Annotated in this window: 26 protein-coding genes; 8 read left to right on the top strand and 18 right to left on the bottom strand. The window is 34.2% G+C overall.

Features of this window, described 5'->3' with window-relative positions; all coding sequences use genetic code 11:
* Positions 1–103 precede the first annotated feature (103 nt).
* The 3 genes from HH304_RS05535 (at position 104) to HH304_RS05545 (ending at position 3,574) form a co-directional block, all read left to right on the top strand.
* Positions 104–1,825, top strand: a complete 1,722-nt coding sequence (locus HH304_RS05535) for an amidohydrolase (protein ID WP_169678797.1) — start codon at positions 104–106, stop codon at positions 1,823–1,825.
* Between the two features lie 146 nt (positions 1,826–1,971).
* Positions 1,972–2,346 carry a BlaI/MecI/CopY family transcriptional regulator gene (locus HH304_RS05540; RefSeq protein WP_169678798.1) on the top strand — a complete coding sequence of 125 codons (375 nt, stop codon included), beginning with the start codon at positions 1,972–1,974 and terminating at the stop codon, positions 2,344–2,346.
* 1 nt (position 2,347) lies between these two features.
* The gene (locus HH304_RS05545) at positions 2,348–3,574 is read left to right on the top strand and encodes a M56 family metallopeptidase (protein WP_169678800.1); all 1,227 of its coding nucleotides are present in this window, start codon (positions 2,348–2,350) and stop codon (positions 3,572–3,574) included.
* A gap of 84 nt (positions 3,575–3,658) precedes the next feature.
* Here HH304_RS05545 and HH304_RS05550 read toward each other — a convergent pair whose 3' ends face one another.
* Positions 3,659–3,964 carry a hypothetical protein gene (locus HH304_RS05550; RefSeq protein WP_271711516.1) on the bottom strand — a complete coding sequence of 102 codons (306 nt, stop codon included), beginning with the start codon at positions 3,962–3,964 and terminating at the stop codon, positions 3,659–3,661.
* Between the two features lie 193 nt (positions 3,965–4,157).
* Between HH304_RS05550 and HH304_RS05555 the strand changes: the two genes are divergently transcribed.
* Together HH304_RS05555 and HH304_RS05560 are read left to right on the top strand one after the other, a co-directional pair.
* Complete coding sequence (locus HH304_RS05555; protein ID WP_169678804.1) at positions 4,158–5,066, top strand: AAA family ATPase; 909 nt, start codon at positions 4,158–4,160, stop codon at positions 5,064–5,066.
* 1 nt (position 5,067) lies between these two features.
* Positions 5,068–6,393 carry a hypothetical protein gene (locus HH304_RS05560; protein ID WP_169678806.1) on the top strand — a complete coding sequence of 442 codons (1,326 nt, stop codon included), beginning with the start codon at positions 5,068–5,070 and terminating at the stop codon, positions 6,391–6,393.
* Positions 6,394–6,411: 18 nt separating this feature from the next.
* On the opposite strand, the gene HH304_RS05565 is transcribed toward HH304_RS05560, so the two are convergent.
* From HH304_RS05565 to HH304_RS05575, 3 genes are read right to left on the bottom strand one after another with little or no spacing between them, the layout of a single operon-like run.
* On the bottom strand, positions 6,412–7,278 hold the full coding sequence (locus HH304_RS05565; RefSeq protein WP_169678808.1) for an MORN repeat-containing protein: 867 nt from the start codon (positions 7,276–7,278) through the stop codon (positions 6,412–6,414).
* A gap of 21 nt (positions 7,279–7,299) precedes the next feature.
* Positions 7,300–8,124, bottom strand: coding sequence for a DUF2490 domain-containing protein (locus HH304_RS05570; RefSeq protein WP_169678810.1), 825 nt, complete (start codon positions 8,122–8,124; stop codon positions 7,300–7,302).
* A 2-nt stretch (positions 8,125–8,126) separates the two neighbouring features.
* Complete coding sequence (locus HH304_RS05575) at positions 8,127–10,055, bottom strand: hypothetical protein (RefSeq protein WP_169678813.1); 1,929 nt, start codon at positions 10,053–10,055, stop codon at positions 8,127–8,129.
* A gap of 305 nt (positions 10,056–10,360) precedes the next feature.
* On the opposite strand from HH304_RS05575, the gene HH304_RS21195 reads away from it, so the two are divergent.
* Positions 10,361–10,984: a hypothetical protein gene (locus tag HH304_RS21195; RefSeq protein WP_271711517.1), complete on the top strand. Its 624-nt coding sequence runs from the start codon at positions 10,361–10,363 to the stop codon at positions 10,982–10,984.
* 10 nt (positions 10,985–10,994) lie between these two features.
* Here HH304_RS21195 and HH304_RS05590 read toward each other — a convergent pair whose 3' ends face one another.
* The 9 genes from HH304_RS05590 to HH304_RS05630 form a co-directional block, all read right to left on the bottom strand.
* Positions 10,995–11,609 (bottom strand): hypothetical protein, encoded by a 615-nt coding sequence (locus HH304_RS05590; RefSeq protein ID WP_169678815.1) that lies wholly within the window; start codon positions 11,607–11,609, stop codon positions 10,995–10,997.
* Positions 11,606–12,718 (bottom strand): beta-ketoacyl synthase N-terminal-like domain-containing protein, encoded by a 1,113-nt coding sequence (locus HH304_RS05595; protein ID WP_169678817.1) that lies wholly within the window; start codon positions 12,716–12,718, stop codon positions 11,606–11,608. The genes HH304_RS05590 and HH304_RS05595 overlap by 4 nt, the downstream gene beginning before the upstream one ends.
* Before the next feature lie 7 nt (positions 12,719–12,725).
* Positions 12,726–13,148: an acyl-CoA thioesterase gene (locus tag HH304_RS05600; protein ID WP_169678819.1), complete on the bottom strand. Its 423-nt coding sequence runs from the start codon at positions 13,146–13,148 to the stop codon at positions 12,726–12,728.
* The gene (locus tag HH304_RS05605) at positions 13,145–13,576 is read right to left on the bottom strand and encodes a hydroxymyristoyl-ACP dehydratase (RefSeq protein ID WP_169678821.1); all 432 of its coding nucleotides are present in this window, start codon (positions 13,574–13,576) and stop codon (positions 13,145–13,147) included. Before HH304_RS05605 ends, HH304_RS05600 begins: the two co-directional genes overlap by 4 nt.
* A 29-nt stretch (positions 13,577–13,605) precedes the next feature.
* Positions 13,606–14,502, bottom strand: coding sequence for an LpxL/LpxP family acyltransferase (locus HH304_RS05610; RefSeq protein ID WP_169678823.1), 897 nt, complete (start codon positions 14,500–14,502; stop codon positions 13,606–13,608).
* The gene (locus HH304_RS05615) at positions 14,502–14,759 is read right to left on the bottom strand and encodes an acyl carrier protein (protein WP_271711518.1); all 258 of its coding nucleotides are present in this window, start codon (positions 14,757–14,759) and stop codon (positions 14,502–14,504) included. Before HH304_RS05615 ends, HH304_RS05610 begins: the two co-directional genes overlap by 1 nt.
* Before the next feature lie 5 nt (positions 14,760–14,764).
* Positions 14,765–15,985 carry a beta-ketoacyl-[acyl-carrier-protein] synthase family protein gene (locus HH304_RS05620; RefSeq protein ID WP_169678825.1) on the bottom strand — a complete coding sequence of 407 codons (1,221 nt, stop codon included), beginning with the start codon at positions 15,983–15,985 and terminating at the stop codon, positions 14,765–14,767.
* Position 15,986: 1 nt separating this feature from the next.
* On the bottom strand, positions 15,987–16,712 hold the full coding sequence (fabG, locus tag HH304_RS05625) for a 3-oxoacyl-[acyl-carrier-protein] reductase (protein ID WP_169678827.1): 726 nt from the start codon (positions 16,710–16,712) through the stop codon (positions 15,987–15,989).
* Positions 16,713–16,804: 92 nt separating this feature from the next.
* Positions 16,805–18,346, bottom strand: a complete 1,542-nt coding sequence (locus tag HH304_RS05630) for an HAL/PAL/TAL family ammonia-lyase (RefSeq protein WP_169678829.1) — start codon at positions 18,344–18,346, stop codon at positions 16,805–16,807.
* 196 nt (positions 18,347–18,542) lie between these two features.
* Here HH304_RS05630 and HH304_RS05635 point away from each other — a divergent pair, with 196 nt between their 5' ends.
* Both HH304_RS05635 and HH304_RS05640 read left to right on the top strand, forming a co-directional pair.
* Entirely contained in the window at positions 18,543–19,754 is a 1,212-nt protein-coding gene (locus HH304_RS05635) for an NAD(P)/FAD-dependent oxidoreductase (protein ID WP_169678830.1), read from the top strand.
* Between the two features lie 43 nt (positions 19,755–19,797).
* Positions 19,798–20,445 (top strand): hypothetical protein, encoded by a 648-nt coding sequence (locus HH304_RS05640; RefSeq protein ID WP_169678832.1) that lies wholly within the window; start codon positions 19,798–19,800, stop codon positions 20,443–20,445.
* Positions 20,446–20,480: 35 nt separating this feature from the next.
* Here the strand turns inward: HH304_RS05640 and HH304_RS05645 are convergent, their stop codons facing one another.
* The 5 genes from HH304_RS05645 to HH304_RS05665 are packed head-to-tail and all read right to left on the bottom strand — an operon-like array spanning position 20,481 to position 26,030.
* Entirely contained in the window at positions 20,481–21,782 is a 1,302-nt protein-coding gene (locus tag HH304_RS05645) for a phenylacetate--CoA ligase family protein (protein ID WP_169678834.1), read from the bottom strand.
* A 1-nt stretch (position 21,783) separates the two neighbouring features.
* The gene (gene acpS, locus HH304_RS05650) at positions 21,784–22,158 is read right to left on the bottom strand and encodes a holo-ACP synthase (RefSeq protein WP_169678836.1); all 375 of its coding nucleotides are present in this window, start codon (positions 22,156–22,158) and stop codon (positions 21,784–21,786) included.
* Positions 22,155–23,819 carry a C45 family autoproteolytic acyltransferase/hydolase gene (locus HH304_RS05655; RefSeq protein WP_169678839.1) on the bottom strand — a complete coding sequence of 555 codons (1,665 nt, stop codon included), beginning with the start codon at positions 23,817–23,819 and terminating at the stop codon, positions 22,155–22,157. Before HH304_RS05655 ends, acpS begins: the two co-directional genes overlap by 4 nt.
* Before the next feature lie 7 nt (positions 23,820–23,826).
* On the bottom strand, positions 23,827–24,516 hold the full coding sequence (locus tag HH304_RS05660) for a YdcF family protein (protein ID WP_169678841.1): 690 nt from the start codon (positions 24,514–24,516) through the stop codon (positions 23,827–23,829).
* Positions 24,513–26,030 (bottom strand): phytoene desaturase family protein, encoded by a 1,518-nt coding sequence (locus HH304_RS05665; RefSeq protein WP_169678844.1) that lies wholly within the window; start codon positions 26,028–26,030, stop codon positions 24,513–24,515. The genes HH304_RS05660 and HH304_RS05665 overlap by 4 nt, the downstream gene beginning before the upstream one ends.
* Between the last annotated feature and the right edge of the window lies 1 nt (position 26,031).

Here is a 26,031-nt window from a genome sequence, read left to right on the forward strand (position 1 = left end):
TTGAATCTATTTTTCCAATAAATTTTGCTATTCATTTAAATAAAATACATTAAGATATCAGTATATTTAAATACACACGATTAATACTTAAACTTCTTATAAGATGAATAGGCCAAATTTAATATGGGTTGCTCTGTTGATATTTATTATTTCGTCATGCTCGAGCTCAAATAATGAAAGCGTAAATAATGATGAAATTAATATCAGCAAGGTAATATTGTATCACAATGGTGATATTATTACAATGGAAGGTGATAACCCCGAATATGCAGAAGCATTAGTGGTAGACAAGGATAAAATTGTTTTTGTTGGCTCTGAAATTGAAGCTAAAGAAAAATATATGAATTTTTCTAAAGTAGACCTTAAAGGAAAAACCTTAGTGCCCGGTTTTGTAGATGGCCATGTCCATTTCTCAGCTCTGGGTACACAGGCCTTAAGTGCAAATTTACTTGCTTCACCTGATGGGGAAGTAAATACTATCGATGATCTTATCCGCGTTTTTAAAGATTGGACAAATAATAATGAGCCTGAATTGTTTAATGGATGGTATATTGGAATGGGCTTTGATGATGCTATCTTCGGAAAGTTCCCTACTAAAGATGATCTCGATAAAGTTTCTAAAGAGGTACCTGTGATGGCAATTCATATCTCTGGTCATTTTTGTGTAATAAATACCAAGGGGTTGGAAGTTGCAGGCATCACATCTGATACTGAAAATCCGGAAGGAGGAATAATAAGAAGAGTTTCAGGTACAAACGAGCCTAATGGAGTACTTGAAGAATTGGCCGCAATTCCTCTTATGGGTAAAACAATTACTCCTGACACACCTGAAAAGATAGATAAATTCACAAATGCTGCTCAAGACCTTGCTATCAGCTTTGGATATACCACAGCCCAGGAAGGAAGAGCTAGTACAAACCATGAAGCACTGGCTAAATTTGCAACGGAAGGTAAATTAAAAATTGATGTACCCAGTTATATAGATTATGCTATCCCAAAATATTTCGAAACAGATTGGTATTCTACTGAATATAAAAATCACTACCGAATCGCAGGAATAAAATTAACCCTCGATGGTTCACCACAAGGAAGAACTGCCTGGCGAACTGAACCATACCTGATCCCTCCCGATGGAGAAAGCGCTGATTATAATGGTTACCCTGCAATTCCTGAAGATGAAAAAGTACAGGAAATTGTTAATATGGCCTATAAAAATAGCTGGCAATTGCTCGTTCATTGTAATGGTGATGCTGCTGCTGATCAAATGATTAGGGCAGTGAGTAATGCTGCGAATGAATTTGGTAATACTGACCGACGAACGACACTTATACACGGTCAATACATAAGATATGATCAAATCGATAGTTTGGCCAAATATGACATCATACCCTCATTATTTCCAATGCATACGTATTATTGGGGTGACTGGCACCGTCAGATAATCGGAGAAGAAAAAGGAAGTCACATAAGTCCAACTAAGACTGCTCTTAAAAAATGTGGCATTGTGACCAGTCACACAGATGCACCAGTGGCTTTACCTAATCTGATGATGATCTTATGGACCACTGTAAACAGGCAAACAAGAAGTGGAGACATCATTGGTCCTGAAGAAGCACTTACACCTTATGAAGCACTTAAAACAATAACAATTTGGGGAGCATACCAACATTTTGAAGAGGATACTAAAGGCTCCTTAAAACCGGGAAAACTTGCAGACCTGGTCATACTCTCCGATAATCCATTAAAAGTTGACCCTCTTTCACTTAAAGATATATTAGTTCTTGAAACTATTAAGGAGGGTAATTCCATTTATAAGAGAGAATAATTTAAAAAATCTCAGTTCTTTAAATATTATCGAAACTATTAAAACAGCCTTCCGATAATATTTTTTTTTAAAATATCTACTACATCTATAGTAGATAAAAAATATTTATAGTATATTTAAATTATCATTGAAATTAAAACACAAAAATGGAAGAACTAACCAAAGCACAAGAAGATATACTTAAAGCCATCTGGAAGGTAAATAAGGGTGCCGTTAGCGACATTTTGAATGAGATCCCCGAACCTAAGCCTGCATATAATACAGTTGCAACTGTCGTTAAAGTATTAGAGAAAAAGGGGTATGTTGATCATGAAACATATGGTAAAACCAATGTCTATTTCTCAAAAGTATCAAAAGATGAGTACGCTGGAAATTTAATGAAGACTAACCTGTCAAGCTTTTTTAATGGATCTATAAAGCAATTTGTATCTCATTTTGTAAAAGATAAAGAAGTAGACCTTACCGAACTTGAATCATTAAAGGAACTTCTCGAAAAAGAAATTAAAGAGCAAAAGAAATAAGATGAACTTAATACAGTATCTAATTATATCATCCTTTACTTTATCAGTTTTACTGTTTGTATACAGGATATTTATTGAAGATAAAACCAATTTTAAAATTAGCAGATTCTATTTACTAATCGCTGGTACTATATCTTTGATTATTCCTTTTCAGCCTTGGGCGATAGGAACAAATGAAATACCCGCTGCCCTATCAAATGAATATCAGGATTTGCTTGAAAAAACCAGAGGAATTGGAAATTATTCAATTGATAATCCAGGCGTTCAAATTGGTATTCTGGATATCATTACAATGATTTATTTTGTCGGTTTTATAATTATGACTCTCAGGTTTATATCAAGTTTATTCAAAATTGCTGATATCTATTCTAAAGGCAAAGTTGAATATCATGATGAACTGACAATAGTCTATAATAATGAATACAAAGAACCATTCACTTTCTTCAAATGGGTCTTTCTACCAAAAGATTATTTAAATAAGGAAGATATCCGGAAGGTATTAATTCATGAAAAAACACATGCCGAAAAGTTACATTCTATCGACCGGTTTATTGCCGAAATAATAGTAATTATTCAATGGTTTAACCCCTTATCAAGATCTTATCAAGGTCAGATTGAGCTTATAAATGAATACGAAGCTGATCATTCTGTAATTAATAAGGGAATCAACAAGTATGATTATCAAGCGCTGATAATAAATCAAATAGCTGAAGAAAAATTGATCACCTTTTCTTCTCATTTAAATCAATCACAAACTAAAAAAAGAATGATAATGATGAACAAAAACATAAAGTTCAGCCGCTCATCTGTATTCAGGGTATTATTAATAATTCCTGTAACAGCGCTCCTGGTATTTGGTATTGCATGTACCAGAGACGAGCAGATAGCTGACCACCAGGTAAGAATAGACCCTGAATTGGAAAATGCAATCTACATTGTTGACGGAGTTCAAGTTGATAATATCGATGATATTGAAGAATCATCAATTAAATCTATTGATATAAACAAAGACGACAACACCGTTACTATCAACACTAAAACTTCAATGGAAATGCCATCTGGAAATCTGTTATGCCTAATAAATGGTGAAAAACAACCAGACAATTTTGATGTAAATTCTATAGACCCGGCAACAATCGAAACAATGAACATCTGTAAGGGTGAAAAACTTGTAAAACAGTATACTGATGAAGATTATGATGGAGTAATCCTTATTACATTAAAGTAACACATCAATTTTATAAAATTAAAAGCCCCGCATATCACGGGGCTTTACTCATTATTCTAATAGTTGTTGATTTCTAAATTTATTTTAACTCCCAGCAAAAGGTGTTCCAAATATTCCAACAGCTAATTCCATCCAGATCAACACCATTAAAATCAGAATTATAAAAATATAGAGCAATTTTTTATCCAGCTTCTTAATAAACCTGAATACTAACTCAATTGCAACACCGGTAACTAGTAACAACATTCCCATCACGATGAAGTCAAAAAGACTCCAATTAACTTCATCTGTAAACTGCATTCCAATTGCAGGAATCATCAGCAGAGCAACTATTATTCCAAGAATTGATAGTATCCTCACCTTTCCTTTATGCATTATTTTTTGATCCATTTCATTTCATATTTAATCTTAAATAAAAATAAATCTTTTACTTTGAAATACAAAGTACTTTTAATTAAATATTAGATTTAATACTGTTTACATTTATGGCAATTCAATAATCTCTGGATATTATGGTAAAACATTCGGAAATTTAAGATTCTCAAATCGAACTATATTTGTTCAAAACAGTTGATAATAAAGTATGGCAGAAACTACATTTTGGAAAGGATCAGAAAAATATTTGTGTGACCCTTCATTAGCACAGGCATTTCACATGGCAAGGACATTAGGCATGCCTTTACTTATTGAAGGTGAACCAGGAACAGGAAAGACCGAATTACCTATACACTATGCAAAGGATAGAAACCTTCATCTAGAGGTTTTCCCGGTAGGCTCTAAAAGTAATGTTGAACAATTTGTTGCCCGATTTGATCATGTGAAGTACTTGCGAGATTCACAGATAGAAATTTTGAATGCCCAAAGAGAAGAAAAAGGTCTGACTTCGAAGTTAACAACCGGAGGTAGAAACCCGGAATCACTGAAAGACTATGTTATCAAAGGTCCTGCGGCAATTTCTTATGAAATACCTAATTCGGTATTATTGATTGACGAAATAGACAAGGCTCCACGGGAATTCCCTAATGACTTACTTTATGCTTTAAGTCACCGAAAATTTATCATGCCTGAATCGGGTGAGATAATTGAAGTTTCAGAGCAAGACATGCCCGCTATTGTCATAACTTCTAACAGGGAACAAGAACTTCCGACAGCGTTCAAAGGTCGTTGTATATATCATTACATAGACTTTCCGGATGCAGAAACAATGGAGAAAATAGTTGAAAAGCACCACCCTGATCTCGACGATAAAGTTGTTAAGGTAGCATTGGATATTTTCTATAACCTTCGAAGGCTAGGCCTTGAAAGAGCTCCCACTACAAGAGAATTATTGAACTGGCTTAAATATATGAGTGATATTTCTTCTGAAGATGCTGTTAAAAGAATTACAGGGTTACAGGGAATTGGTGCATTAATTAAGACTCAGCATGATATGGAAAAAGTAAATAGAATGATTGGTGCTGATGATTCGTTTTATGGTTCTAACTTAAATTAATATGTTTGGAACGTTACCAGAGCATTTCAGATCACATGGACTTCAGACGGATGTCAGAACCCTTCTTTTATTGCGACAAGCAATGAAAAAAGGCTTGGTAAAAACACTCGGTGACATTCATAATGTATTAAAAGGTATCATAGTAAAAGAACCCACCGATATTGGGCCATTTACTAAAGCGTACTATGAATATTTCCTTCACATTCCCATCGAGCCGGGTCAAACACTTGAAGACGCTATTTTAAGATCGGAGACATTTGCCAGGTGGAAAACTGAATTTCTCGATGAAGCAGACAGAGAGTTTGATGATAGTGAACTAGTCACAAAATTTCTGGATCAGGTTCATCTTACCAGCTATGATATACAAGAAATAATTTCAGGAAAAGATATCTGGGATCAGGACAATCCTGACCTGGAGGACACTGAATATGAAGATAATAATGAAAAATCAGGACCTAGAGAATTAGATAAGATGGCGGATTATTCTGACCTAACTCTTGAGGAACTTCTTGAGAGGATGGAAAGAATTCGCCAGCAGCAAAAGTCAAAACATGAAGGAGGAAGTCACTGGATTGGAACTGGAGGTATTTCTCCCTATGGTCATGGAGGTGCTGCTAAAAATGGCATACGTGTTGGAGGTCAAGGCGGTGGTAAAATGGCAAGAAAGGTAATTGGTGATAAAAATTTCTTCCCGATAGATCGCGATGCCCTTTTAAATGACAACAATATTGATGCTGCTCTTTCATCAATAAAAGGGGTAATTCAGGAGAGTGCAGCAGAAAAACTCGACATTCCTCTAACAATAAAAACAGGCTTAAAAAGAGGTGGTTTGTTTATTCCCGAACTCTCAAATGAAAATTTTGAAGAATTAAAGGTTATCGTACTTATTGATAATGGCGGGTATTCGATGGCTCCTTATGTTAGAAGTGTCCAAAACCTATTCAGAAAGATGAAGACCAGGTTTGCACACGATTTGGAAACATACTACTTCCATAATACGATCTATGACAGAGTCTACATTGATGAAAGAAGAACTAAATCAATCACCATAGATAAGTTAATTTCACATGACAAAAACTATCGTGTTTTTATTATTGGTGATGCGGCTATGGCTCCTTACGAATTAGATTCATTGAGCATCAGAAGCTTAAAATCCATTGCAGAAAAATTTAAAAAATCTGTATGGTTAAACCCCGAGCCCCTCAAATACTGGCCATATACATACACCATTCAGGTAGTCCAAAAACTGATACCAATGTACCCTCTCACTCCGGCAGGTATAGAACGTGCTGTATTAGCAATGAATAAGAAGCATACTTTGGAGTAAAACAAGTTTGGTGTAGAGTTATTTTTCTTCAACTCTCACCAGTTCATCTTTTTTCCAGACACCCTTGGCTACAATCTCGCCTTTCTCATTGTAAAAGGTTCCTTGGCCGCTTCGTTGATCATTCTGCCACTCGCCAACAAACTTCTCTCCATTTGGCCAATAATAAGTTCCTACACCACTTCTTAAATCATCTTTATATTCACCTATATAATATTCGCCATCGGGCCAGTAGAATTTCCCTTCCCCATGCCTAAGATTATCTTTCCATTCACCTTCATACCGACTTCCCGTATTTAATAATGCTATCCCATGACCATTTGCTTTACCATTTTGAACTTGTCCTACATAATGAACGCTATTCCCTTTCTTGCTAGAGAATGTAAGATATTCGCCATATGACTTTTTCTGTAATTGACTTTTTAATCTATCAAGTTGAATTTGATACTTTCTTAATGCAAAACTAAGAGAATCATAATTCCTGATTTCTTCAGCTGTAGGTCTTCTCGTATTTTCTGCCAGCGTATCCATTGAAATGGTATCCTGATTTACAGAATCGACATTCACCACACGCCGACTTTGTTGTATAAACTTTTTGGTTAATTCAATGCGTTGTTGAATCAAATCAAAACTACTACTATCACTTGAGGCAAGTTGATCTTTATAACCTTTTAATGCCGAGTTATAATCTCCGGTTAGGAGTAATGAGTCTAATTCTGACATCTTTTTACTACGTTGATTTAAAGCATAAATAATTGAATCTCTATTCTCTTCGCTCAATTTCAAGGCTCTTCTAAGCTCATTAGTTTTAATAAAATAAAACACAGCGAGGATAAAAGCCCCTAACGAAACTAAATATATAATTAATGTTCTTTTAGATATAGTCATTATCTATGTTTTAAAAATAGGTTAATCATTTAGGTGAATTGAAGGAAGCTTATGTTTTACTTTTCTAAAATCCGGAGCATAGTACATATGAAATCTCATAGCCCATTTTTGCTTATAATAGGCTCCATCAGATAACTCTTGTCCTAAAGAATACATTGCCCCCGCAGCAAATGTCAATCGTGGATTTATAATATATCCCAGAGTAGTTGTAATTCGCAAATCTTCCATCGGACTATCCACTACTGGTGCTCCACTTTGCATTATCAATTCTGTTTCAGGAGCCAGATAGAAAGTTTTTGGAGCTAGTTTTTCATTATTAAGAGGCAACTTTAACCTAAGCATATATCGCCATCTGTTACGATAGATATATTCAGCATCCTCTGCATATCCTTTTGACCATCTGTGTTCAATTCTGATCCGATGATAAACCATCAATCTTGATAATGGCATTGCAAATTGATATTGATGCCAAATCCTCCATTCAGGCACCCAGCTATTTTCTTCTGTTGTACCTTTTGTATTAAAGTTTATCCTTAAAACACCCCCTGCCCTTACATTAAATTTCTTTGAAAATATATATCCAATCGCATGTCGATTATAAAGCTGTGCAATCTGTCCCGCAAATGGCTTGTCACCCTTTTCTTGAAATCTAAAATGAGTTTGCGCATCCCAAAACAACCGTTTTGACAACCTTATATTTCCATAAGTATTTACCCATAAAATAGTTATTGGCTCCTCAAGCACAGACTCTTCAGGATCTGATGTTGTTTGTCCAAATACCGGAATCATGCATGAACATATATATATAAAAAGTCCGGTAATAAGTGTATATCCCCTCAAAGTCATTCCTATATATTTTTAAAGATTGGCTGAATATTGAATAACTCAAGAACTTCATTAGCATTATCTGCACGTTTTAGCTTTCGCTCCATTTTAGATGTATCTTCATCTTTCATTTCTATCATTCGACTATGAAGTTCATCTAAAAAGCCTTGAAGTTCAGAAACCCTTTCACATGAAAGGTCATTGTTAACCTCATTTAAAACCTCAGGAATCAAGACCGAATTGTAGGCATTCATAATTCGCTTTTTAATATCTTCATCCATTACCGTAGATGTAAAAGGATTCCAAACCTGATCTGTATACTCTTCTTTTAAAATTTCTTTTTTATTATTTATTTCAGAAACTGATATAGCTAATCCATTCATATTTGTAAAACATGTAATCAACTCCTCTCCTCTTTCTAATTTACTACTTACCCCTGGTAACTCAGAATAGTCTTTTAGTTTAGCATTTGCATCCTTTTTCATAGCCATTAAGCTTAGCGATGGCTCACCCGAAGTAATTAAAATAAGCGAATCAAGTAATGAGTTTAATGATTTAATTTCAATAATCATTTTCTCTTCCAAATCTGCCAGACTTTGCTCCTTTTGTCTTTCTCTTAATTTATCTTCCAGTTCATTATTTATATCTTCAAGAACGGCCAAAGAATATCCGGATATTTGCTCAACAAGTGCAAGTCCCGAAATATTAAAATCAAAATCATTAATCGGTCCGGTATATATTCTTTCAACCATGCTATCACCGTTCTCAGTACTCACTTTAATTTTACCATCTACCTCAGCTGCAAACCATACATCATTCCTTTCTATATATTCCAGAACATCGTTTTCATAATAATCAATTATCGTTTTTGCCGGTTTTATATGATGTTCATCAATCGCTTCTGCTACAGCTACCAAATACTGAACTTCCGAGTCTGACAACTCTAAAATTCGTAATTGTGTATTATCTAATAGTAGGGAAGTGATTTTTTCAGAAGCACCCAAGGCATAAGTGATATTCTCCAAACTTTTTAATTCTTCTTTAGTGTATGGATAATGACCAACTTTAACTTTGAATTCAGGCATGAAACTGGTATTCCCTAACCCAAATAAAATATCATCAATAGATTTATAGTATGATGCATTTTGAGATAACATTTCAATCATACTACTTTCATGCATTAAGGTATCTGATACACCATTCAGAAGTGTCTGTAATTTTAATATCTCAATATATCTTTTATCCAGATTAATTATCTTATAGTTCTCAATCTGATCACTATATAATTCGACATTTCTAGTCTGATTATTATTCGTAATTGAAATATTTCTTAGCCAACCATTATTAAAAATCCAGTTTTCTGTAGCACCCAATACATCTCCGCTGTATAATTCCCAATTATCATGAGCCAGTCCATCTCTAAGAAACCGACCAACAAGCGTTAACTGATCATTTTCTATACTAAACGTCTTTTGAGGTATTCCTTTATCAAAATTTATTTTACTCCTGAAGAGAAGCTCCTTAGAAGTAGAATTAACTAAACGATGAACGTTATGAGTGAAGATCCCGTTGGGTTTACCATTTATCAATTTTCCATTCGCTTCATGAAGTATTCCATTTACTCCAATCCGAAATTGATAATTATCAAGATTAATGTCTTGGGAAGTTTGAAGATTTCCAATCTTAAAAGACCAAAAACCATTTGGGAAACCATCCTTAAAAGTCCCTGTAAAATCAAAAAACTTATCACCTGAGCCAATTAGAGAATCCGGTTTCGAGTATTTAAACTCAAATCCGCCGTTATAAATTGTATCTGAGTTTTCTAGGATATAACTAAAATTTGCCTTGCCGCGAAAGTTCCCTAAATTAAATTCACCAGAATAATTAAATTCATTCTGGCTATATATCCCGATGGCAAATAAATGCAAAAGGAATAATACTATTGATCGCATAAAATGTGTGGTTTAGTGCAAAAACATAACTTCAAATAAAATAAATTATTGACAGATATGTTTACCAAATCTAAAAAAGTGAACCAAAGATTCTAAGTTTTAACATTCATGTAACATACAACTTCATAATTAACAATTTCATATCAATTATATCCAAATGAAATTTTCATATATTTCTTCCATATTTATTCTGAAAGTTGAGTAGTAAGATATATTCATATAAATTATGTAAAAACACAAAATTATTGACTCCGAAATTTAAGTAAGTTATATTAGCTGTATCAATATCTTTCAACTAATTAACTATGTCGGAAATTAAACCATTTGTTTCTTTGGAAGAGGCTGTAATTGCCCTTGACAATGGTGGTCAGTTATATCATGTATTCACAAAAGCTCAAGATGGAATAATCAGCTCTCCGGAATTGGGCAAACTTGCCGGAATCTTTAATTCAGAGCAAAAGAATATCCTGTATTTTGAGTTAATGATATCTAATCTTGATAAAAAGAGTAAAAATGAGATTATTGATATGCTCGATGAAGAGTTAAATCAATCTTATTCAAAACATAAACCTGCTTATTTAAAACCTTCTGAAGCTGAAGAAAATGGAAAATTAGGATCAAACCTGATCATAAAAGGCATTCCTAAAAAAATTGATTCCGGCTCTCAGTTTTCTGCATTTATCATGGTTCCTATTGCTACCGGAAATGTAACTACATTTACTATGATTCCGATATTTGAAAACTATGATGTTTATGAAATCAAGGATGATAACACTTCTGAAAAACTTATTATTGCTCACGATAAGCGAACACACAGACTTCCGGAAGAAGAAGTGACAATAGGTGGTGTTTTAAAAGAATTTGCTAAAGAAAATAAAAACAGTAAGGATAAATCAGTATTTCTGGAGGTATTGTATCACTTGAATTAAATACAAAACATCAAGCCGTCTTCCGGCCAATTAGATTCAAAATTGACTCTTTAGAAAAATCAATACCCTTATCAGAATTAGAAATTAAAAATAAAGATGCATTTATACTCTTAAGGTCAAAATCTACCCACCCTGTTATGCAATGAGAGTACCCGTCTTCTTTAAACCCTGAAGTTAAATAATCATAGATAAAATCAACATCCAGTTCTTCCATCTGAAAACAACTATTCTCACCCATAACCTTATGGCGTATACATATTTCTCCAAGCATTATATTTGGTAGTGTGTAAACAAATACAGCTGGACTTGGCACATCTTCTATTTCTTTTACATGGCTCTTATCAGAAACTATTGAAGAAGAATTATTACCAATCACAACCCACTTTTCTTCTGGAGAAATATTAGATATTATTTGACCACTTGCTGTAAGTAGTTCTGCGGTCAAAAATGCAGTCTTACACAAGCTATCCATCTTATGAAACTTCCCATATTTAACCCCAATATGCTTATAAAGTAATAATAGAAAATCCTCATTAGTAAGACCTGAATTATCAAGAATCTTATTTCCATTTAAGTAAGCTCCTGACTGATCAATATGTGCGAATGATTCAATAGATAGCTTCATTGTTTCTCAAAAATTATAGCACCATTGCAACCTCCAAATCCGGAGGCAGTTTTTAATACTCTTGATAAATTAACTTGCTTGTTTTCTTTCGCAACATTTAACTTACCCGAAACAGATATATTCTGACTACCTTTTGAAGCTATAACTGTATTATAGTTCATTTGTCTTACAGTGATTATCGACTCAATAATTCCCGAGGCACCTAAAGTATGACCATAATATCCTTTTAAGCTATTTAGAGGAACTTCATCTAAGCCCAGAAAATCGAATGCAATTGACTCCATTTCATCATTAAATAAAGTTGCAGTTCCATGGGCATTGATATAATCTAAATCCTTAGTACTTAGCCCTGCCTTTTGCAAAGCTTTATTTATTGCCAATTTAAGCCCTTCCCCCGTCCTTGATGGCCCTGAAATATGATTTGCATCATTAGATTGTCCTCCTCCAGATATTTTAGACAAAGACAATTTACTTTTACATAAATCCTTATTGTTAGAAACAACTACAGTGCCAATAGCCTCTCCTAATGAAATTCCTTTGCGATCTTCATCATATGGCTGACAAGGAGCATCACTGACAGCCTTAAGACAATTAAAACCTGACAATACAAACTTGGAAAGCAAGTCACCACCGGATACAATAGCATGATCATATATCCCGGATTCTATAAGTCTTTGCGCGGAAAGCAATGCAGAAACACCTGAAATACAAGCATTTGAAATAACTACTGGTTTATGAGAAAAATTGAAATGATCATTAATTTTAATAGCCATATCAATTAGCTTTACCCGTACTCCTTCACCATCTATGGTTAAGGTATCAATATTACCCTTAGTTGATGATACTATTAGAATCGTTTTATTAAGATCCAAATTCAAATGATCTATTGCACTAGCTATTGATTGACAAAACATTGCTTCCAATCTTGTCAAGCCATCTACATGCTTGATAATATTTTCCGGAACTACTGATCCAAAAAATGAGTCTTGAAATAAATCTTGATTTTCAATTAAGCTTATCCCACTTATACCATCAGATATAGCCTTATAATTGGAATCAGTATCGATACCTAACGGACTTAAAATATTATCAGCAACAGTATAAATCATTATCTAATTAATGTACAATGCCATTTTTAGCTTTCCAATCTTCAAAAAAAGGAGGTGTAATTAACTGAAGATCCCGGTTTTGATCAATAAATACCTGCGTTGTTTGACCAATTGCCAATACATCTCCGGTCTTCTTACTTATCAAAGTATACTCAAATATTATTTTTGAAGCTCTATGAGGAATATATTTTGTACGTACTATAATGGTTTGCTCATAGGTAATTGGCTGCTTATAATCACAGTTTATCGAAACAATTGGCATAAAATAACCTTTGCGATAAACACTCATATACTCAAGTCCAAACTTCTTCCCGAATGCTTCTCTACCATCCTCAAAATATTTCACATGGTTACCGTGCCATACTACACCCATGCTATCAACCTCACTAAACCGGATATTTATTTCATGATCAACGATAAGATCCTTCATGATTCTTTGATAAAAATTCTTAATTCACATGATGCGATAAGGTTACCCGCTGCACCCTTTACTTCTCCATTTACAATTTGGATATTATTTAATTCATTTGTTAGTGTGGTACTGGTGAATAGTTCAGTCCCCAATAATGGTTTATTAAATATCTTAAGGTTCTTAATTCCGGCAATGAAACCCAGAGGAACCTCTTTTCCTAAATCCTTATGAGTTACACCTGCAAATAGAGCAGCAGTTTGAGCGATATTCTCAACTATGCCACCTTCACATAAACTACCATTTTCAAATAATAAATTATCATCAGAAACTGTCAGCCCGGACACAACATAATTATCTCCTTTTTCATACAGTTTGTCAACCATTACAAATGGAGGTCTTTGAGGGATATAATCAAATAATTCAGTTCCTTGTAATATTGCTTTCATATTGGCATAATATATTGCTGACTTTCAATTTACATATCAATAGCTGCTCCAACGGTATTTTCGCTCCAAAAATCATAATAATTAAACCACTGATTTGGGTAATCAGAAACTTTTTCTTCTAAAACCTGAATATAATTTTCAATTATATCATCCAATGTTCCATCAGGCTCAAATACTGGTGTAGATGATAACTTGTAGTGGAGAGAATCAGGAGCACCTTTTACACAATAAACAAAAGTATACGGGACTTTAAATTTGTCAATAATAGAAAATACTCCCGATGGAAAATAAGCTTTTTTTCCGAGAAATTTCTTGTAGGCTACTCTACTTCCCTGAACAAATCGGTCACCATGAATACAGATTATTTCATTATTAGCTAAAGCTTTCCTAATACTGATTATATGAGACAGATCACTTTTTATAGGAATAACATTCATATTCCCTGTATCCATAATCTTGCTCAAGTAGTTTTTGATCTTTTCATGCTCAGCCTCAAACATTACCACATTGATCTTAACACCTATCCTTTTGAGTAAAAACCCGGCAATATCCCAATTACCTAAATGAGCACTAACCAATACTCCTCCCCTGCCTCTATTTTTTAATTCAACAAGGTTTTCCTCTCCATTAAAATCATAGGTATATTTATTTTCCATTCCGGACATAATTGCAATTTTATCCAGAATAGTTTGGCCAAAAACATAGAAACTGGCGTATACTGATTTCCATAGATCAGAGCCTTTCTTACCATGTATCTCTCCAAAGTATTTTTTAATGCTGTTTACTGCGTAGGGAGAAAACAACAAGAAATAAGCCGACACTATTCGTAATAATAAATAAGCCGGCTTTATACCAAATGTCTTTAATACAGAAACAAAGATCTTATAACCTAATAAGCCTCCTCGGGTCTTACCCTTCCAAGCCATTACTTAGCCTCTACTCTTCTTGTAATATAGTCATAAAAATCCTGGAAAGTCACCAGATCAACAAAGTCTTCAGGTTGAACCTTAAAGCCAAAATTACTCTCAATTTCAACAACCAGATCAACGTAATCAAGACTATCCATATCTAATGTTTCCTTTAGGTTTGCATCAGGTGTTATAGATTCCTCTTCTACTTCAAACTCCTCAACAAGGAATTCGTTTACCTTTTCAATAATCTCTTCTTTGCTAATTACTTCCATATATCTTAAAATTTTCTAATGATGATTGATGAATTTGTTCCTCCAAAACCAAAGGAGTTAGATAAAAAAGTATTAAAATCTGTATCAACCCTTTCCTTAACGAAATTCAAGTGTTTAACTTCATCATTCGGGGTTTTCAGATTTAAATTTGAAGCAATAAAATTGTTATTCATCATTAGTAAAGAATAAATAATTTCACTTGCTCCAGCCATCCACATTTCATGCCCAGTCATAGACTTGGTTGAAGAAATAAATGGTTTGGCATTTCCAAAAATATTATCAATCGCTTTTGCTTCATTCAAGTCACCAATTGGTGTTGATGTTGCATGGGCATTTATATAATCAATTTCTTCGGGGTTAATATTAGCTTGCTTAAATGCATTTTCTAAAGATCTGGTCGGACCTTCCTGATTTGGCCTGGAAATATGATCTCCATCAGAAGAAAAACCATACCCCAAAATTTCTCCATAAATTGTGGCACCACGCTTTTGAGCAGATTCCAGACTTTCGATTATTACTGTTGCTGCCCCTCCACTAGGTACTAGTCCGTCTCTGTCTATATCAAATGGTCTGGATGCAGCCGCTGGATCATCTATTCGAGTAGAAAATGTACTCAATCCATCAAAGCTACCCATACTTTGGGCATTTATTTCCTGAGCACCTCCACAAATAACTTTATCCTGATAACCGTGTTTAATCATCATGTAACCAAGTCCTATTGAATGTGAACCACTAGCGCATGCAGCACTAATTGTCATGTTGATACCTTTCAATTTCAAAATTGTTGAAAGGTTCATGGTTACAGTAGAATTCATTGACTGAAAAATAGATCCACTACCTATTAATGTGGTATCTTTCTTTTCACGAATTATATCAGAAGCTTCAATAACTGGCTTTGCACTACTATCATTTCCGTATATGATTCCTACTATATTATTCTTAAGGAACTCTTCATCCATTTGAGCATTAAAAAGAGCTTCCCTAGTAGCCATATAAGCATACTGGCCTTGATCTGGCAGACCAATTCTTTCTCTTCTTTTAAGAAAAGGTTTCAAATCTGGTGTTTGGATCACTCCAGTTAAGGGTGAGCGAAATCCCATATCAAGTCTTTCCTGATCAATACCAATTCCGGATCGTCCATTATATAAAGAATCCTTTACCTCTTCCAGGTTAACACCCAGGGTAGAATAAATTCCGATTCCAGTTATAACTACTCTATGATCCATTTTATAAAAGTCCTCCGTTTATAGAAACCACTTCTCCAGTAATATAAGATGCATCCTCTGAAGCTAGAAATCCAACTAATTTAGCCACCTCTTCAGCTGTTCCAAAACGCTTTAATGGAATAGTCGATTTATATTGCTTCTCATCGATATCTTCCGTCATATCCGTTTTAATAAATCCAGGTGCAACAGCATTAACTGTAATACCTCTTCTGCCAACTTCTTGGGCCAGAGCTTTAGTAGCACCGATAACTGCTGCTTTTGCAGCAGAATAATTGGTTTGCCCGGGCAGGCCCTTCAATCCGGATAATGAAACAATATTTATTATCCGTCCACCTTTATTCTTGATCATTGTGTCAAGCGCGGCTTTGGTAACGTTATAAAAACCTCCTAAACTAATATCTAATACACTATCCCATTCCGAGTCTGCCATCCATAGCATCAGATTATCTTTTCTGATACCTGCATTATTAACCAATACCTCCAGTTTGTCATCCGGGTGTGCCTCAAACCAACCACTTATTTTCTTTTTAGTCTCTTCTCTGTCCGCAACATTAAACTTTAGAAGCTCAGCATCTTTTCCTTTCTCCTGAATTTCCTCTTTCAATTCCTCAGCCGCAGCATCACTTGAATTAAAGTTGATAACTATATTATAGCCCCTATCAGCTAATTCAAGACAGATAGCCCTGCCAATTCCTCTTGCTCCTCCAGTAACTAAAGCGTATTTCATTGAAACAAATAATAAAAATTAATCAAAAGTAGTTTATATAATTAATATCCACAACACAGAAATTAATTCTGCATGCATACAGAGAATTCTATTTAAAGGTTATTTATTGGAGAGTTATTCATCAAATGTTCTTTAACTTTTTTCAAATCTCCATAAATCGGATAGTCATCAATAAACTCCGGAACAATATTTCTAATTCTGCTGTATATTTCTTTTGCCTTTGCAGACAATCCTGATGATTTATCAAGCAAATCTATAGACTGAACAATACTAATCATTTCTATTGAAAGCACTTCAAAAGTATTTTCAATCACTTTTCTAGTCATAGTAGCCGCATTAGTCCCCATACTGACTATATCCTGATTATCATTGTTATTTGGAATACTATGGATGTACATTGGATTTGAAAGCGTTTGGTTTTCAGCTGTGGTTGAAGTAGCTGTAAACTGAACTCCCTGCATACCAAAATTAAATCCCAGCTTTCCAATATTAGCAAAAGGAGGTAACACTCCATTTAATGCAGGATTCATCAAAAAGTTTATCTGACGCTCTGCCAGCATTGACAATTTTGTTATAGCTATTTTTAATTTATCCATTTCAAAAGAAACGTAATCACCATGAAAGTTCCCTCCATGGTATACATTCTTAGCCTCGATATCAACTATCGGATTATCATTGGCTGAATTAATTTCTTCCACTAATAACTTCTGACTTTGTTTTACAGTCTCCAAAATTGTACCAACAATTTGTGGTACACATCTTAAAGAATAATACTCCTGAACTTTATCAGCAAAATGTGTTTCTTCTGTATTTCCTTTATATAGATTAGCTTCCCTTTTGCGTATATATTTACTGTCAGCCATGTATTCATACAAAACAGAAGCTACTTGCTGCTGTCCATAATGTTTCTTTGACTGATTTAATTCTTTAGAAAAGTAATCATCATAAGAATCAACCATTTCACAAATCATCAGAGTTGCCATTAAAGACCACTCTATAGTTCTTTGTGCATAGATAGAATTGACAATACCAATCCCTGTCATGACACTGGTACCGTTCATAATCGCAAGCCCCTCTCTGATATGTACATTAAGAGGCTCAATATTCAATTCATTAAACACTTCAGAAGTAGAACGTAATTCTCCTTTATAAAATACCTGTCCTTCTCCTATCATTACAAGTGCCAAATGAGCTAACTGAACCAGGTCTCCACTGGCTCCTACACCACCATGTTCAAATATAAGTGGGGTTACATCATTATTTATTAATTCTTTAAGGATGGTTACAGCCGATATATGTACTCCGGAATACCCCAGGGAAAGAGTATTCATTCTGGCTATCATTGAGGCTTTAACATCCATAGGTGATAATGGTTTTCCAAACCCCGATGCATGACTTCTGATTAAGTTATATTGCAACTGTAACTGATCTTCTTCCTCAATCTTATATTGAGCCATCGGACCAAATCCGGTGTTAATACCATATATAACTTTATCTTTGGAAAATTCAGCTAAAAACTGATAGCTATCGATTACCCTATCGATAAGTTCATTAGTCAATTCAATCTTCTTCCCATCAAATACTATGTCCTTAATGCCCTCAAGTTCGAGAGAGGAACAACCGACTTCAACCATAACAATTAATACTTCTTAATTTTAGCTCAGTAACCACACTTATTAAAAGGGTGCAAAATACAAAATATACAATTAAGCATCAATTATAAAGCATGATTAAATAACTGAGAATATTACTTACTAATAAATTGTATTATTTATGTAACTTGCCGAATCTTTAAGATCATTTTTTACCCACTTTTGGAAATGGGTTTTTATGGAAACACAGGTACTAATAATTGGAGCAGGGCCATCAGCCACTGTAGCAGCGGGAGTTTTATACAGAGAAGGAATATCTGTAAAAATCATTGAAAAAGAACAGTTCCCTAGATTTGTCATAGGTGAAAGTCTTTTACCAAGATGCATGGACAATTTTGAAAAAGCCGGTTTATTAGACGCAATAAAAAAACAAGGCTTTCAAACTAAAAAAGGAGCTAAATTCATATCTCATTCAAAAGAAAGTGACTTTAATTTTTCTTTTCAGCATACAGCAGGGTGGTCTTGGACATGGCAGGTAAAACGTGCTGACTTTGACCTCTGTCTGGCTAATGCTATTCAGGAAAAAGGTGTTGAAATTATTTACAATACTACAGTTGTTGATGTTGAGTTTCAGGAAAATGGAAGCTCATTGACAACAATTAAAAATATTGATGGCACAACTGATAAAATTAAAGCTGACCACATAATTGATGCCAGTGGATATGGAAGAGTATTACCGAGACTTTTAAATCTGGATGCTCCATCAAATTTCCCTGTAAGGACATCTTTATTCGCGCATTTCAAAGATTCGAACAGGCACCAGGAAGTTGATGGTGATAGAATAATTATCGTTGTTTACAATCCAAAAGTATGGGGTTGGGTTATACCTTTTTCAGATGGTACCTCCTCAGTTGGAATTGCAGGTAATCTAGAAGACATAAATATTTTTGAAGGTTCCCCTAGCGATCAATTATATGCTTGGATCAATCAAATTCCACAGATAAAAGATCGGTTTGCGGATATGTCATTGATATTTGATGCAAAACAAATAACGGGATATTCAAAAGCTGTTTCTAAGTTATGTGGCAAAGGATTTACACTTACCGGAAATGCAGCCGAATTCCTTGACCCGGTGTTTTCATCAGGTGTTACCTTTGCAACTGAATCAGGTGCACTGGCTGCTAGTCTGATCGCAAAAGAATTGAAAGGTGAATTTGTAGATTGGGATAAAGAGTATGTAGAATATATAAAATCGGGTGTTGATGTATTCCGTACTTTTGTAAATAGTTGGTATGATGAATCCTTGCAAAAAATCATCTTTTCAGAGAAAAACAATGAATTAATTAAGAATCAAATTTGTTCAGTGCTAGCAGGCTACGTTTGGGACAAATCAAATCCTTTTGTAAAAAAACACGACAGAGCTTTAAAAGCACTATACAATGTTGTATAATTAAATATTATAAATAAAGCTAATTATACAACTCTATGCGAAAATGAAAAATCTATTAACCATCACAACCTTTTTATTGTTTTCTTCATTTTATATTTTATCACAAACTCCTGACTTATTTAACGAAAATACAACAATCACCTGGTTGGGAATGGATTTCTCTCATTTGAAAATCACAGGAGACTTTTCCCAATTCACTGGTAATGGAACTGTCGATGAAAAAGAAATAAAAGACAAATACTTTCCCGGGTGGAATGATCTTTTTGTTAATGAACCTAATAAATATGATATAAAAGGAATGTTAGATAAAAATAACATTTCTTACGATATCAATATGATTAATGAAATCAATTTAATGACCGATATTTCACAAATGAGATCTTATAATATACCTGGATACACTTCAGAAGATATTCAATCATTTGTTAAACAATATGATTTGTCAAAAGTTGAGAAAAAGGACGGTATTGGAATAGTGTTTATCGCAGAAACTTTTAATAAAGTAAACAAGATTGCCTATTTTCATTTTGTTGCTCTTGATTTGAAAACAGGAAACATTATCCTACAAGATAGACTGAGTGGATCCCCACAAGGATTTGGAATTCGAAATTACTGGGCAGGAGCCTTCTATAAAGTCATCAAAAACATTGATAAAAAGAAATACAAATCCTGGGAAGAATCTAACCTATAAGGTTTGATAATATTTACGGGACTTCATTTAAGTCCCTACTTTTTTTTAGATCGAAAATCAAAATATTTTACTGGTTTACGACTATTCTTAGGATGTATAACTCTAAACAAGTCTTCAAAAGATCCTTCAATTAGTTCAGGAGTTGCCCTTACTCTCGATCGAAATTGTTTCTTTAAATCTTCGATATTATAATCCTTTTCTGCACTGTATCTGACAATTATCTTATCATTTCCATAATCATCTTCTGAGATTTCAATACAGTATAATGAAACAAACTTTTGCTTATCCATCACATCAAATATTGATGGTGGATAAATCGTTGTTCCTTTATATTTAATCATCTGATTCTTTCTACCCAATAATGGGCCTAGTCGAGAGGTTGTACGCCCACACTTACACTTATCAGTATATTTCCGGCAGATGTCACCTGTTCTGAATCTTATCAAGGGCATTCCCTCTACGCCAAGTGTCGTAATGGTTAATTCACCAAACTCTCCATCTTCAACTACCTGACCTTCTTCATCCAGAATTTCAGAAATAATAAGTTCCGGGTGTTCATGTCCCCCGATTCCAAACTCACACTCAGTAAACGCCGTCCCCATTTCTGTGGAAGCATATGTAGAAAATAATTCAATATCCCAGCTTTCCTTAATTCGTCTTCCGAGGGAATTCAACTGTAAATTATCATCCCGAATAGGCTCACCAATACACACAGCCTTCTTTATTGATGAACTTTTATAATCAATCATGTTTTTTTCGGCATAATCGATCAGTTTAACCAAAAAGGAAGGGACAATTATTAAAGTCGTAGGTTTGATTTCCTTTATATTCAACCACTGTAGCTCCGGAGGCGCAGGCCCTACTCTTACTAATCCGGCCCCCATTGAAATTACTCCCTGTGCATAAGCCAGACCAGCCATAAATCGCCTATCAATTGTGGTAGACAATTGGAATATGTCATCAGGCGTGCCATTTGCACATGCAAGAGAAATTGCTTCATTATAAGCCAGTCTATCTAAATCTCCTTTGGTTAGTGGCACCGTAACTGGTTGCCCCTCGGTACCTGAAGTATTGCAATAATCTATTATATCTTCAGATCCCACACACCAAAAGTCTTTATTTCTATTCTGCAAATCCTTTTTTGCTATTGAAGGAATCATATTTAAATCAGAAAGAGACTTAATATCATCTGGGGATATATTGTTAGCTGAAAAATGATCTTTATAAAATACTGAATGCTCATTAACATATTCCAGCAAGTCCTTTAACAGCTCGAATTGCCTTTCTTTTATCTGGCTAACATCCTTTCCTTCAATATCCGGATATAAATTATTCATATTACTTTTCCAAAATAACAAAAGCGGTAGCATACATTTTACTGTGCGAAATGGAAAGATGAATATTCCTGACATCCATCTGGTTAACTATATTCCTAACCTCTCCTTCAACCTCTATATATGGCTTGCCTTTTGAATCATTTTTTATGATAATCTCAGATATCTTCATATTGCCAGACCACCCTGTACCCAATGCTTTTAAAAATGCTTCCTTGGCTGCAAATCTTCCTGAATAAGAAGATACTGTATTAGAATTATTCTCACAGATCTTGATTTCATCAGGATGATACACCAGGTTTTGGAATTTATCTCCCTTATCTAAAGACCGTTGCACCCTTTCTATTTCGATAATATCTGTTCCAATCCCTATTATCATTCTTTGATCATTGCTAGACTTTCTGAAATTCCATTTTTCATATGCTCAAATTCGCTCTTCTTGGCAACATTTTTTGTCAGACCAACCTTATAACTTTCTATTGCCAATTGGTATTTACCTTTGGCCTTATAATAATCACCAAGATAGTAATACGTTAAAAAACTCTCTTCATTACTATCGATAAATCTGGCTATTTGTTCCTCATTTAAAGAGAATTCATTACCTGTAGATAAGAATACCTGAATAGCTTCTTTAATTTTTAAAAAGTAAGTATAGTCTTTATATTGAGTTGAAGTAAGAAATGAATCCTGTTCAATATTTAGTTGATCAGATTTCTCATCGATAAAAAAAGACATCATATCATATTCCACAAAAATTCCCAGGCTGTATGGAGAGGCTGCGACCCACATTTTATTTTCAAAGGGAGAAAAGATTATAGAATGATGCGCAATAAGCTGATTAATTGCCTTTTCGTTTCCCATACCCAGTTGATCCTTACCCAAACCATTACGGTCTCTAAGCATAAAAACATAGTCTTCAATACTCAAGCGGCATAGTGAATCCATCAATGATTCTACCTTCTTGTATCGATAATCGGACACTCCTTCACTTCTGTATTCTATGTTCTCAGGAAGATCAACCATCTTTTCTCCCTGAAAATGATTGGTCACAATCATCCTTGTTGTATCCGAAAGAAATAACTCAGTCTGATCCTGGGACTTTTCAATCAGTCCGGCTTTACCATCTTCTCTTGATCCGATTAAGAAAGATTCTGAAACAAATGAATCATACTTTCTGGCAATGTCATATGCTTCCTCGATATTAGATGCATATTGTAATATTTCTCTGGCTATGATAGACACCGGAGTTTTTCCTTTAATTGGTATCTTGGATTTTGCAGAATTAAGAGTTACGGTTAAACCTTTTTCATTCATTCCCGACACAACCCCACTAAAGCAAGCCCAGGTAACTGACATAAATTTATATCCTTGATCTGGATTGTAATAGGCTATAATCTTGTCTTTGGCAAAGTCCTGACCAAAATAAAAATCAAAATTTCTTCCTATCAAAAGTTGTTCACTTTCATTTTGTTCGTCCCAAGAAGCAAAGGCAGTACATCCCACCATATTCATATTTTGTAAGGCATGGCCGATATCATGAGCTGCATGATAATTTAATAACCTATTAAATTTTGGCCCTACATTATCATAATCATCAGTCATATAGATTGACGCTCCATAAATCTCAGCAAGGTATTCTTCCGGAATATAATCATCAAGGTCTCTGTTGATCCAACCAACTGTATATTTAAGAAAGGTTAGAAAACTTTCATTTGGAACCCGGTTTTTAATCTCATTAATGAAGGCCGTCTCCTTTTGCTTATGTAATTCCTTAGTTAATTTCCCAAAAGCAACTCCACGGTCATAAGCACTCCCTTCAAGATACATCTCCCAGGTACCATATTGATTTTTCTTTAACCAGTTGTTCCCTAACAAATAATGATTTTCAGAAACCTTAACGCGAACAATTGTTTCCAGTTCACTGATTTCAACCTCCGGCTTATTTACAGTTACATCCAATAAATAAACAACAACGCTTATTAAAAGAAATGCAAAAACTACCAGCAAAAAATATTTGAAAATCTTAAAAAATTTCTTCAACTCTTCTCTATTTCAATTCTTTAATATTATATCCTAAAGTCCCTCTTAACCTTCTCCATAACCCTTCTCTATCTTTAATTGATTCGAAATTTTCGATCTTTGCAGTTGATGGATCTATTATAGGAGTATACCTGTCGAGCGTTTTTAAAGTATCTATAACAACAGGTAAATAATTAATATTCAAATCATGCTTATTAATAAAATACTTTAATAATGCAGTCTGATAAGGATCTGTTGCTAAAGCTACTTTTTTAAATCCTAGTGAATCTGCTTTTTGTAATGAATAATAAACATTTTCACTGCTGTGCTCTGCATTTGTCTCTGCAAAGATAACATCTTCCGGAATTCCAAGCTCTAAAGCATATAGCCTCATGATTTCTGCTTCAACATAAGGAGTATATACTGCCGAACCTGAGTATATAACATTTTTTGTATATCCTGAAGTGTAGAGAAACTTTGACCAATGTACCCTCATTCTCATCACATCATGCCATTTTTCTCCATCAAATGGATATCCCGGAACTATAATTACATCATAGGGCACATTTTTAATTCCTGATGCATAGGACTTTGAAGCCTTCTTCATTGCACAGGAAAATAATCCAAAAGATACAACCAATAAAACAAGACCTAATGATATAACATATTTCAGAACTCTTTTAAACACATTATTTTCACCTGAATTTAAAGGGATCATACAGCTTGTTTTACTTTTTTCATAAGGTACTCGTTTCCTAGAAATTCAGAACAAGTAATTACTGACCCTATAGTAACACCCAATACCCCATGCATGTTTAAATTCTGACCAGTTAAAAATAAGTTTGGAACTTTTGTCCTTGGTGAAATAAAAGTCTTTAACGGATCTTTATAATCCTTAATTATGCCATACATCGACCCTTCTTTATCACCTATATAATCCCTGTAGGTTAATGGTGTAGAAGTATAATATTTATCTATGCTACCCTTAATTCCTGGCATTCTCCTCTCAAGAGTTGTTATCAATTTTTCAGCTTTCTTTTCCTTAAACTCCAAGTAGGCATCACCTCTGTCCATCTCTTCCGAAACAACATTATAGGTGTCTTTCCAGGCATAGGTCTCATTGTCTTTCATGTATGCCATCATGGTTAAAGTATCAGCATATTTTGTCTGTTTACTTGTTGCTCCTGTAAAAACAGCATAATTCAGTGGCCAAGTATCATCATTATAACTCACCCCTTTCCATACATCCGGATCTGCATAATGATAAAGATTATGATTAAAATAATTAACCTTATCTTCTTTTAAAACCGCATGAAGGATAAAAACAGATATTGAATTCTCTAAATTTTGAATTCTTTTTTTATAAGCATTACGCAAAATGCCTTCATCTACCATATCTAGTGTAACAGCAGGATGAATATTAGAAATTACATTTTTACAATAAAACTTTCTCTTATCCTTCAACTCAACATATTCTATACTTTTCCCCTTAAACCCAAAGTTGTTTACATGAGCATGCTTAAGTACTACTCCTCCATTATCTAAAATAATTCGTGTTAGCTTCCTTGCGATTTGCGCACTTCCGTTGATACATCTATATGCACTTTCGATATATGAATTTACGACCAACGCATGCACGTATAACGGCGTTTTATCTGCTTCGCCTGCATAAAGAAGGTTTGAACCGGCTAATACTTGTTGTAATTTTAAATTATTAGTTATTGAACTAATATATTTGGAAGCACTTACATTAAGATATGGCATTGATGTGAGGTCAGTATTGCTTTTCTCCAAATTATACATTGGAAAAGAATTACAAACCTCTTGTATTTTTTCACAGTATGTAACTAAAGCTTTCTTTTCTTCAGGAAAATATTCCAATAAGGAATCAATAAATCTTTCGTACCCCTGTGCATGTGGATATATATTTTTATCTCCATCAAATGAAATCAAATCAAATCCATCTTCATCAAGCCTCTTTAATTTGAGATCATCCATAATCCCCATAAACTTAAGGTATCTGTTTAGATTCTGTCCTTCATCTAAGCCTCCAATATAATGTATGCCGGTATCGAAAATTCTTTTATCTCTTGAAAAGGTTTGTAGGTTCCCTCCTATTTGCTTATTCTTTTCAAGAACCAATACTTTGTATCCTTCTCTACTTAGAATAACTCCGCACTCTAGTCCTCCAAGGCCACTGCCAACAATAATAACATCGTACTGCTCTTCCATC

This window comes from Marinigracilibium pacificum, from assembly GCF_012926615.1.
In the GTDB taxonomy this organism is placed as follows: domain Bacteria; phylum Bacteroidota; class Bacteroidia; order Cytophagales; family Cyclobacteriaceae; genus Mangrovivirga; species Mangrovivirga pacifica.

Coding starts and splice junctions, on each gene's coding strand:
- HH304_RS05550 (WP_271711516.1), bottom strand. CDS start 3,964: ATGGATCAAAAAATAATGCATAAAGGAAAGGTGAGGATACTATCAATT.
- HH304_RS05645 (WP_169678834.1), bottom strand. CDS start 21,782: ATGAATAATTTATATCCGGATATTGAAGGAAAGGATGTTAGCCAGATA.
- HH304_RS05665 (WP_169678844.1), bottom strand. CDS start 26,030: ATGGAAGAGCAGTACGATGTTATTATTGTTGGCAGTGGCCTTGGAGGA.
- HH304_RS05540 (WP_169678798.1), top strand. CDS start 1,972: ATGGAAGAACTAACCAAAGCACAAGAAGATATACTTAAAGCCATCTGG.
- HH304_RS05565 (WP_169678808.1), bottom strand. CDS start 7,278: ATGACTATATCTAAAAGAACATTAATTATATATTTAGTTTCGTTAGGG.
- HH304_RS05615 (WP_271711518.1), bottom strand. CDS start 14,759: ATGGAAGTAATTAGCAAAGAAGAGATTATTGAAAAGGTAAACGAATTC.
- HH304_RS05635 (WP_169678830.1), top strand. CDS start 18,543: ATGGAAACACAGGTACTAATAATTGGAGCAGGGCCATCAGCCACTGTA.
- acpS (WP_169678836.1), bottom strand. CDS start 22,158: ATGATAATAGGGATTGGAACAGATATTATCGAAATAGAAAGGGTGCAA.
- HH304_RS05575 (WP_169678813.1), bottom strand. CDS start 10,055: ATGCGATCAATAGTATTATTCCTTTTGCATTTATTTGCCATCGGGATA.
- HH304_RS05545 (WP_169678800.1), top strand. CDS start 2,348: ATGAACTTAATACAGTATCTAATTATATCATCCTTTACTTTATCAGTT.
- HH304_RS05570 (WP_169678810.1), bottom strand. CDS start 8,124: ATGACTTTGAGGGGATATACACTTATTACCGGACTTTTTATATATATA.
- HH304_RS05590 (WP_169678815.1), bottom strand. CDS start 11,609: ATGAAGCTATCTATTGAATCATTCGCACATATTGATCAGTCAGGAGCT.
- fabG (WP_169678827.1), bottom strand. CDS start 16,712: ATGAAATACGCTTTAGTTACTGGAGGAGCAAGAGGAATTGGCAGGGCT.
- HH304_RS05535 (WP_169678797.1), top strand. CDS start 104: ATGAATAGGCCAAATTTAATATGGGTTGCTCTGTTGATATTTATTATT.
- HH304_RS05630 (WP_169678829.1), bottom strand. CDS start 18,346: ATGGTTGAAGTCGGTTGTTCCTCTCTCGAACTTGAGGGCATTAAGGAC.
- HH304_RS05605 (WP_169678821.1), bottom strand. CDS start 13,576: ATGAAAGCAATATTACAAGGAACTGAATTATTTGATTATATCCCTCAA.
- HH304_RS05600 (WP_169678819.1), bottom strand. CDS start 13,148: ATGAAGGATCTTATCGTTGATCATGAAATAAATATCCGGTTTAGTGAG.
- HH304_RS05555 (WP_169678804.1), top strand. CDS start 4,158: ATGGCAGAAACTACATTTTGGAAAGGATCAGAAAAATATTTGTGTGAC.
- HH304_RS05660 (WP_169678841.1), bottom strand. CDS start 24,516: ATGATCCCTTTAAATTCAGGTGAAAATAATGTGTTTAAAAGAGTTCTG.
- HH304_RS05620 (WP_169678825.1), bottom strand. CDS start 15,985: ATGGATCATAGAGTAGTTATAACTGGAATCGGAATTTATTCTACCCTG.
- HH304_RS05640 (WP_169678832.1), top strand. CDS start 19,798: ATGAAAAATCTATTAACCATCACAACCTTTTTATTGTTTTCTTCATTT.
- HH304_RS21195 (WP_271711517.1), top strand. CDS start 10,361: ATGTCGGAAATTAAACCATTTGTTTCTTTGGAAGAGGCTGTAATTGCC.
- HH304_RS05560 (WP_169678806.1), top strand. CDS start 5,068: ATGTTTGGAACGTTACCAGAGCATTTCAGATCACATGGACTTCAGACG.
- HH304_RS05595 (WP_169678817.1), bottom strand. CDS start 12,718: ATGATTTATACTGTTGCTGATAATATTTTAAGTCCGTTAGGTATCGAT.
- HH304_RS05610 (WP_169678823.1), bottom strand. CDS start 14,502: ATGGCTTGGAAGGGTAAGACCCGAGGAGGCTTATTAGGTTATAAGATC.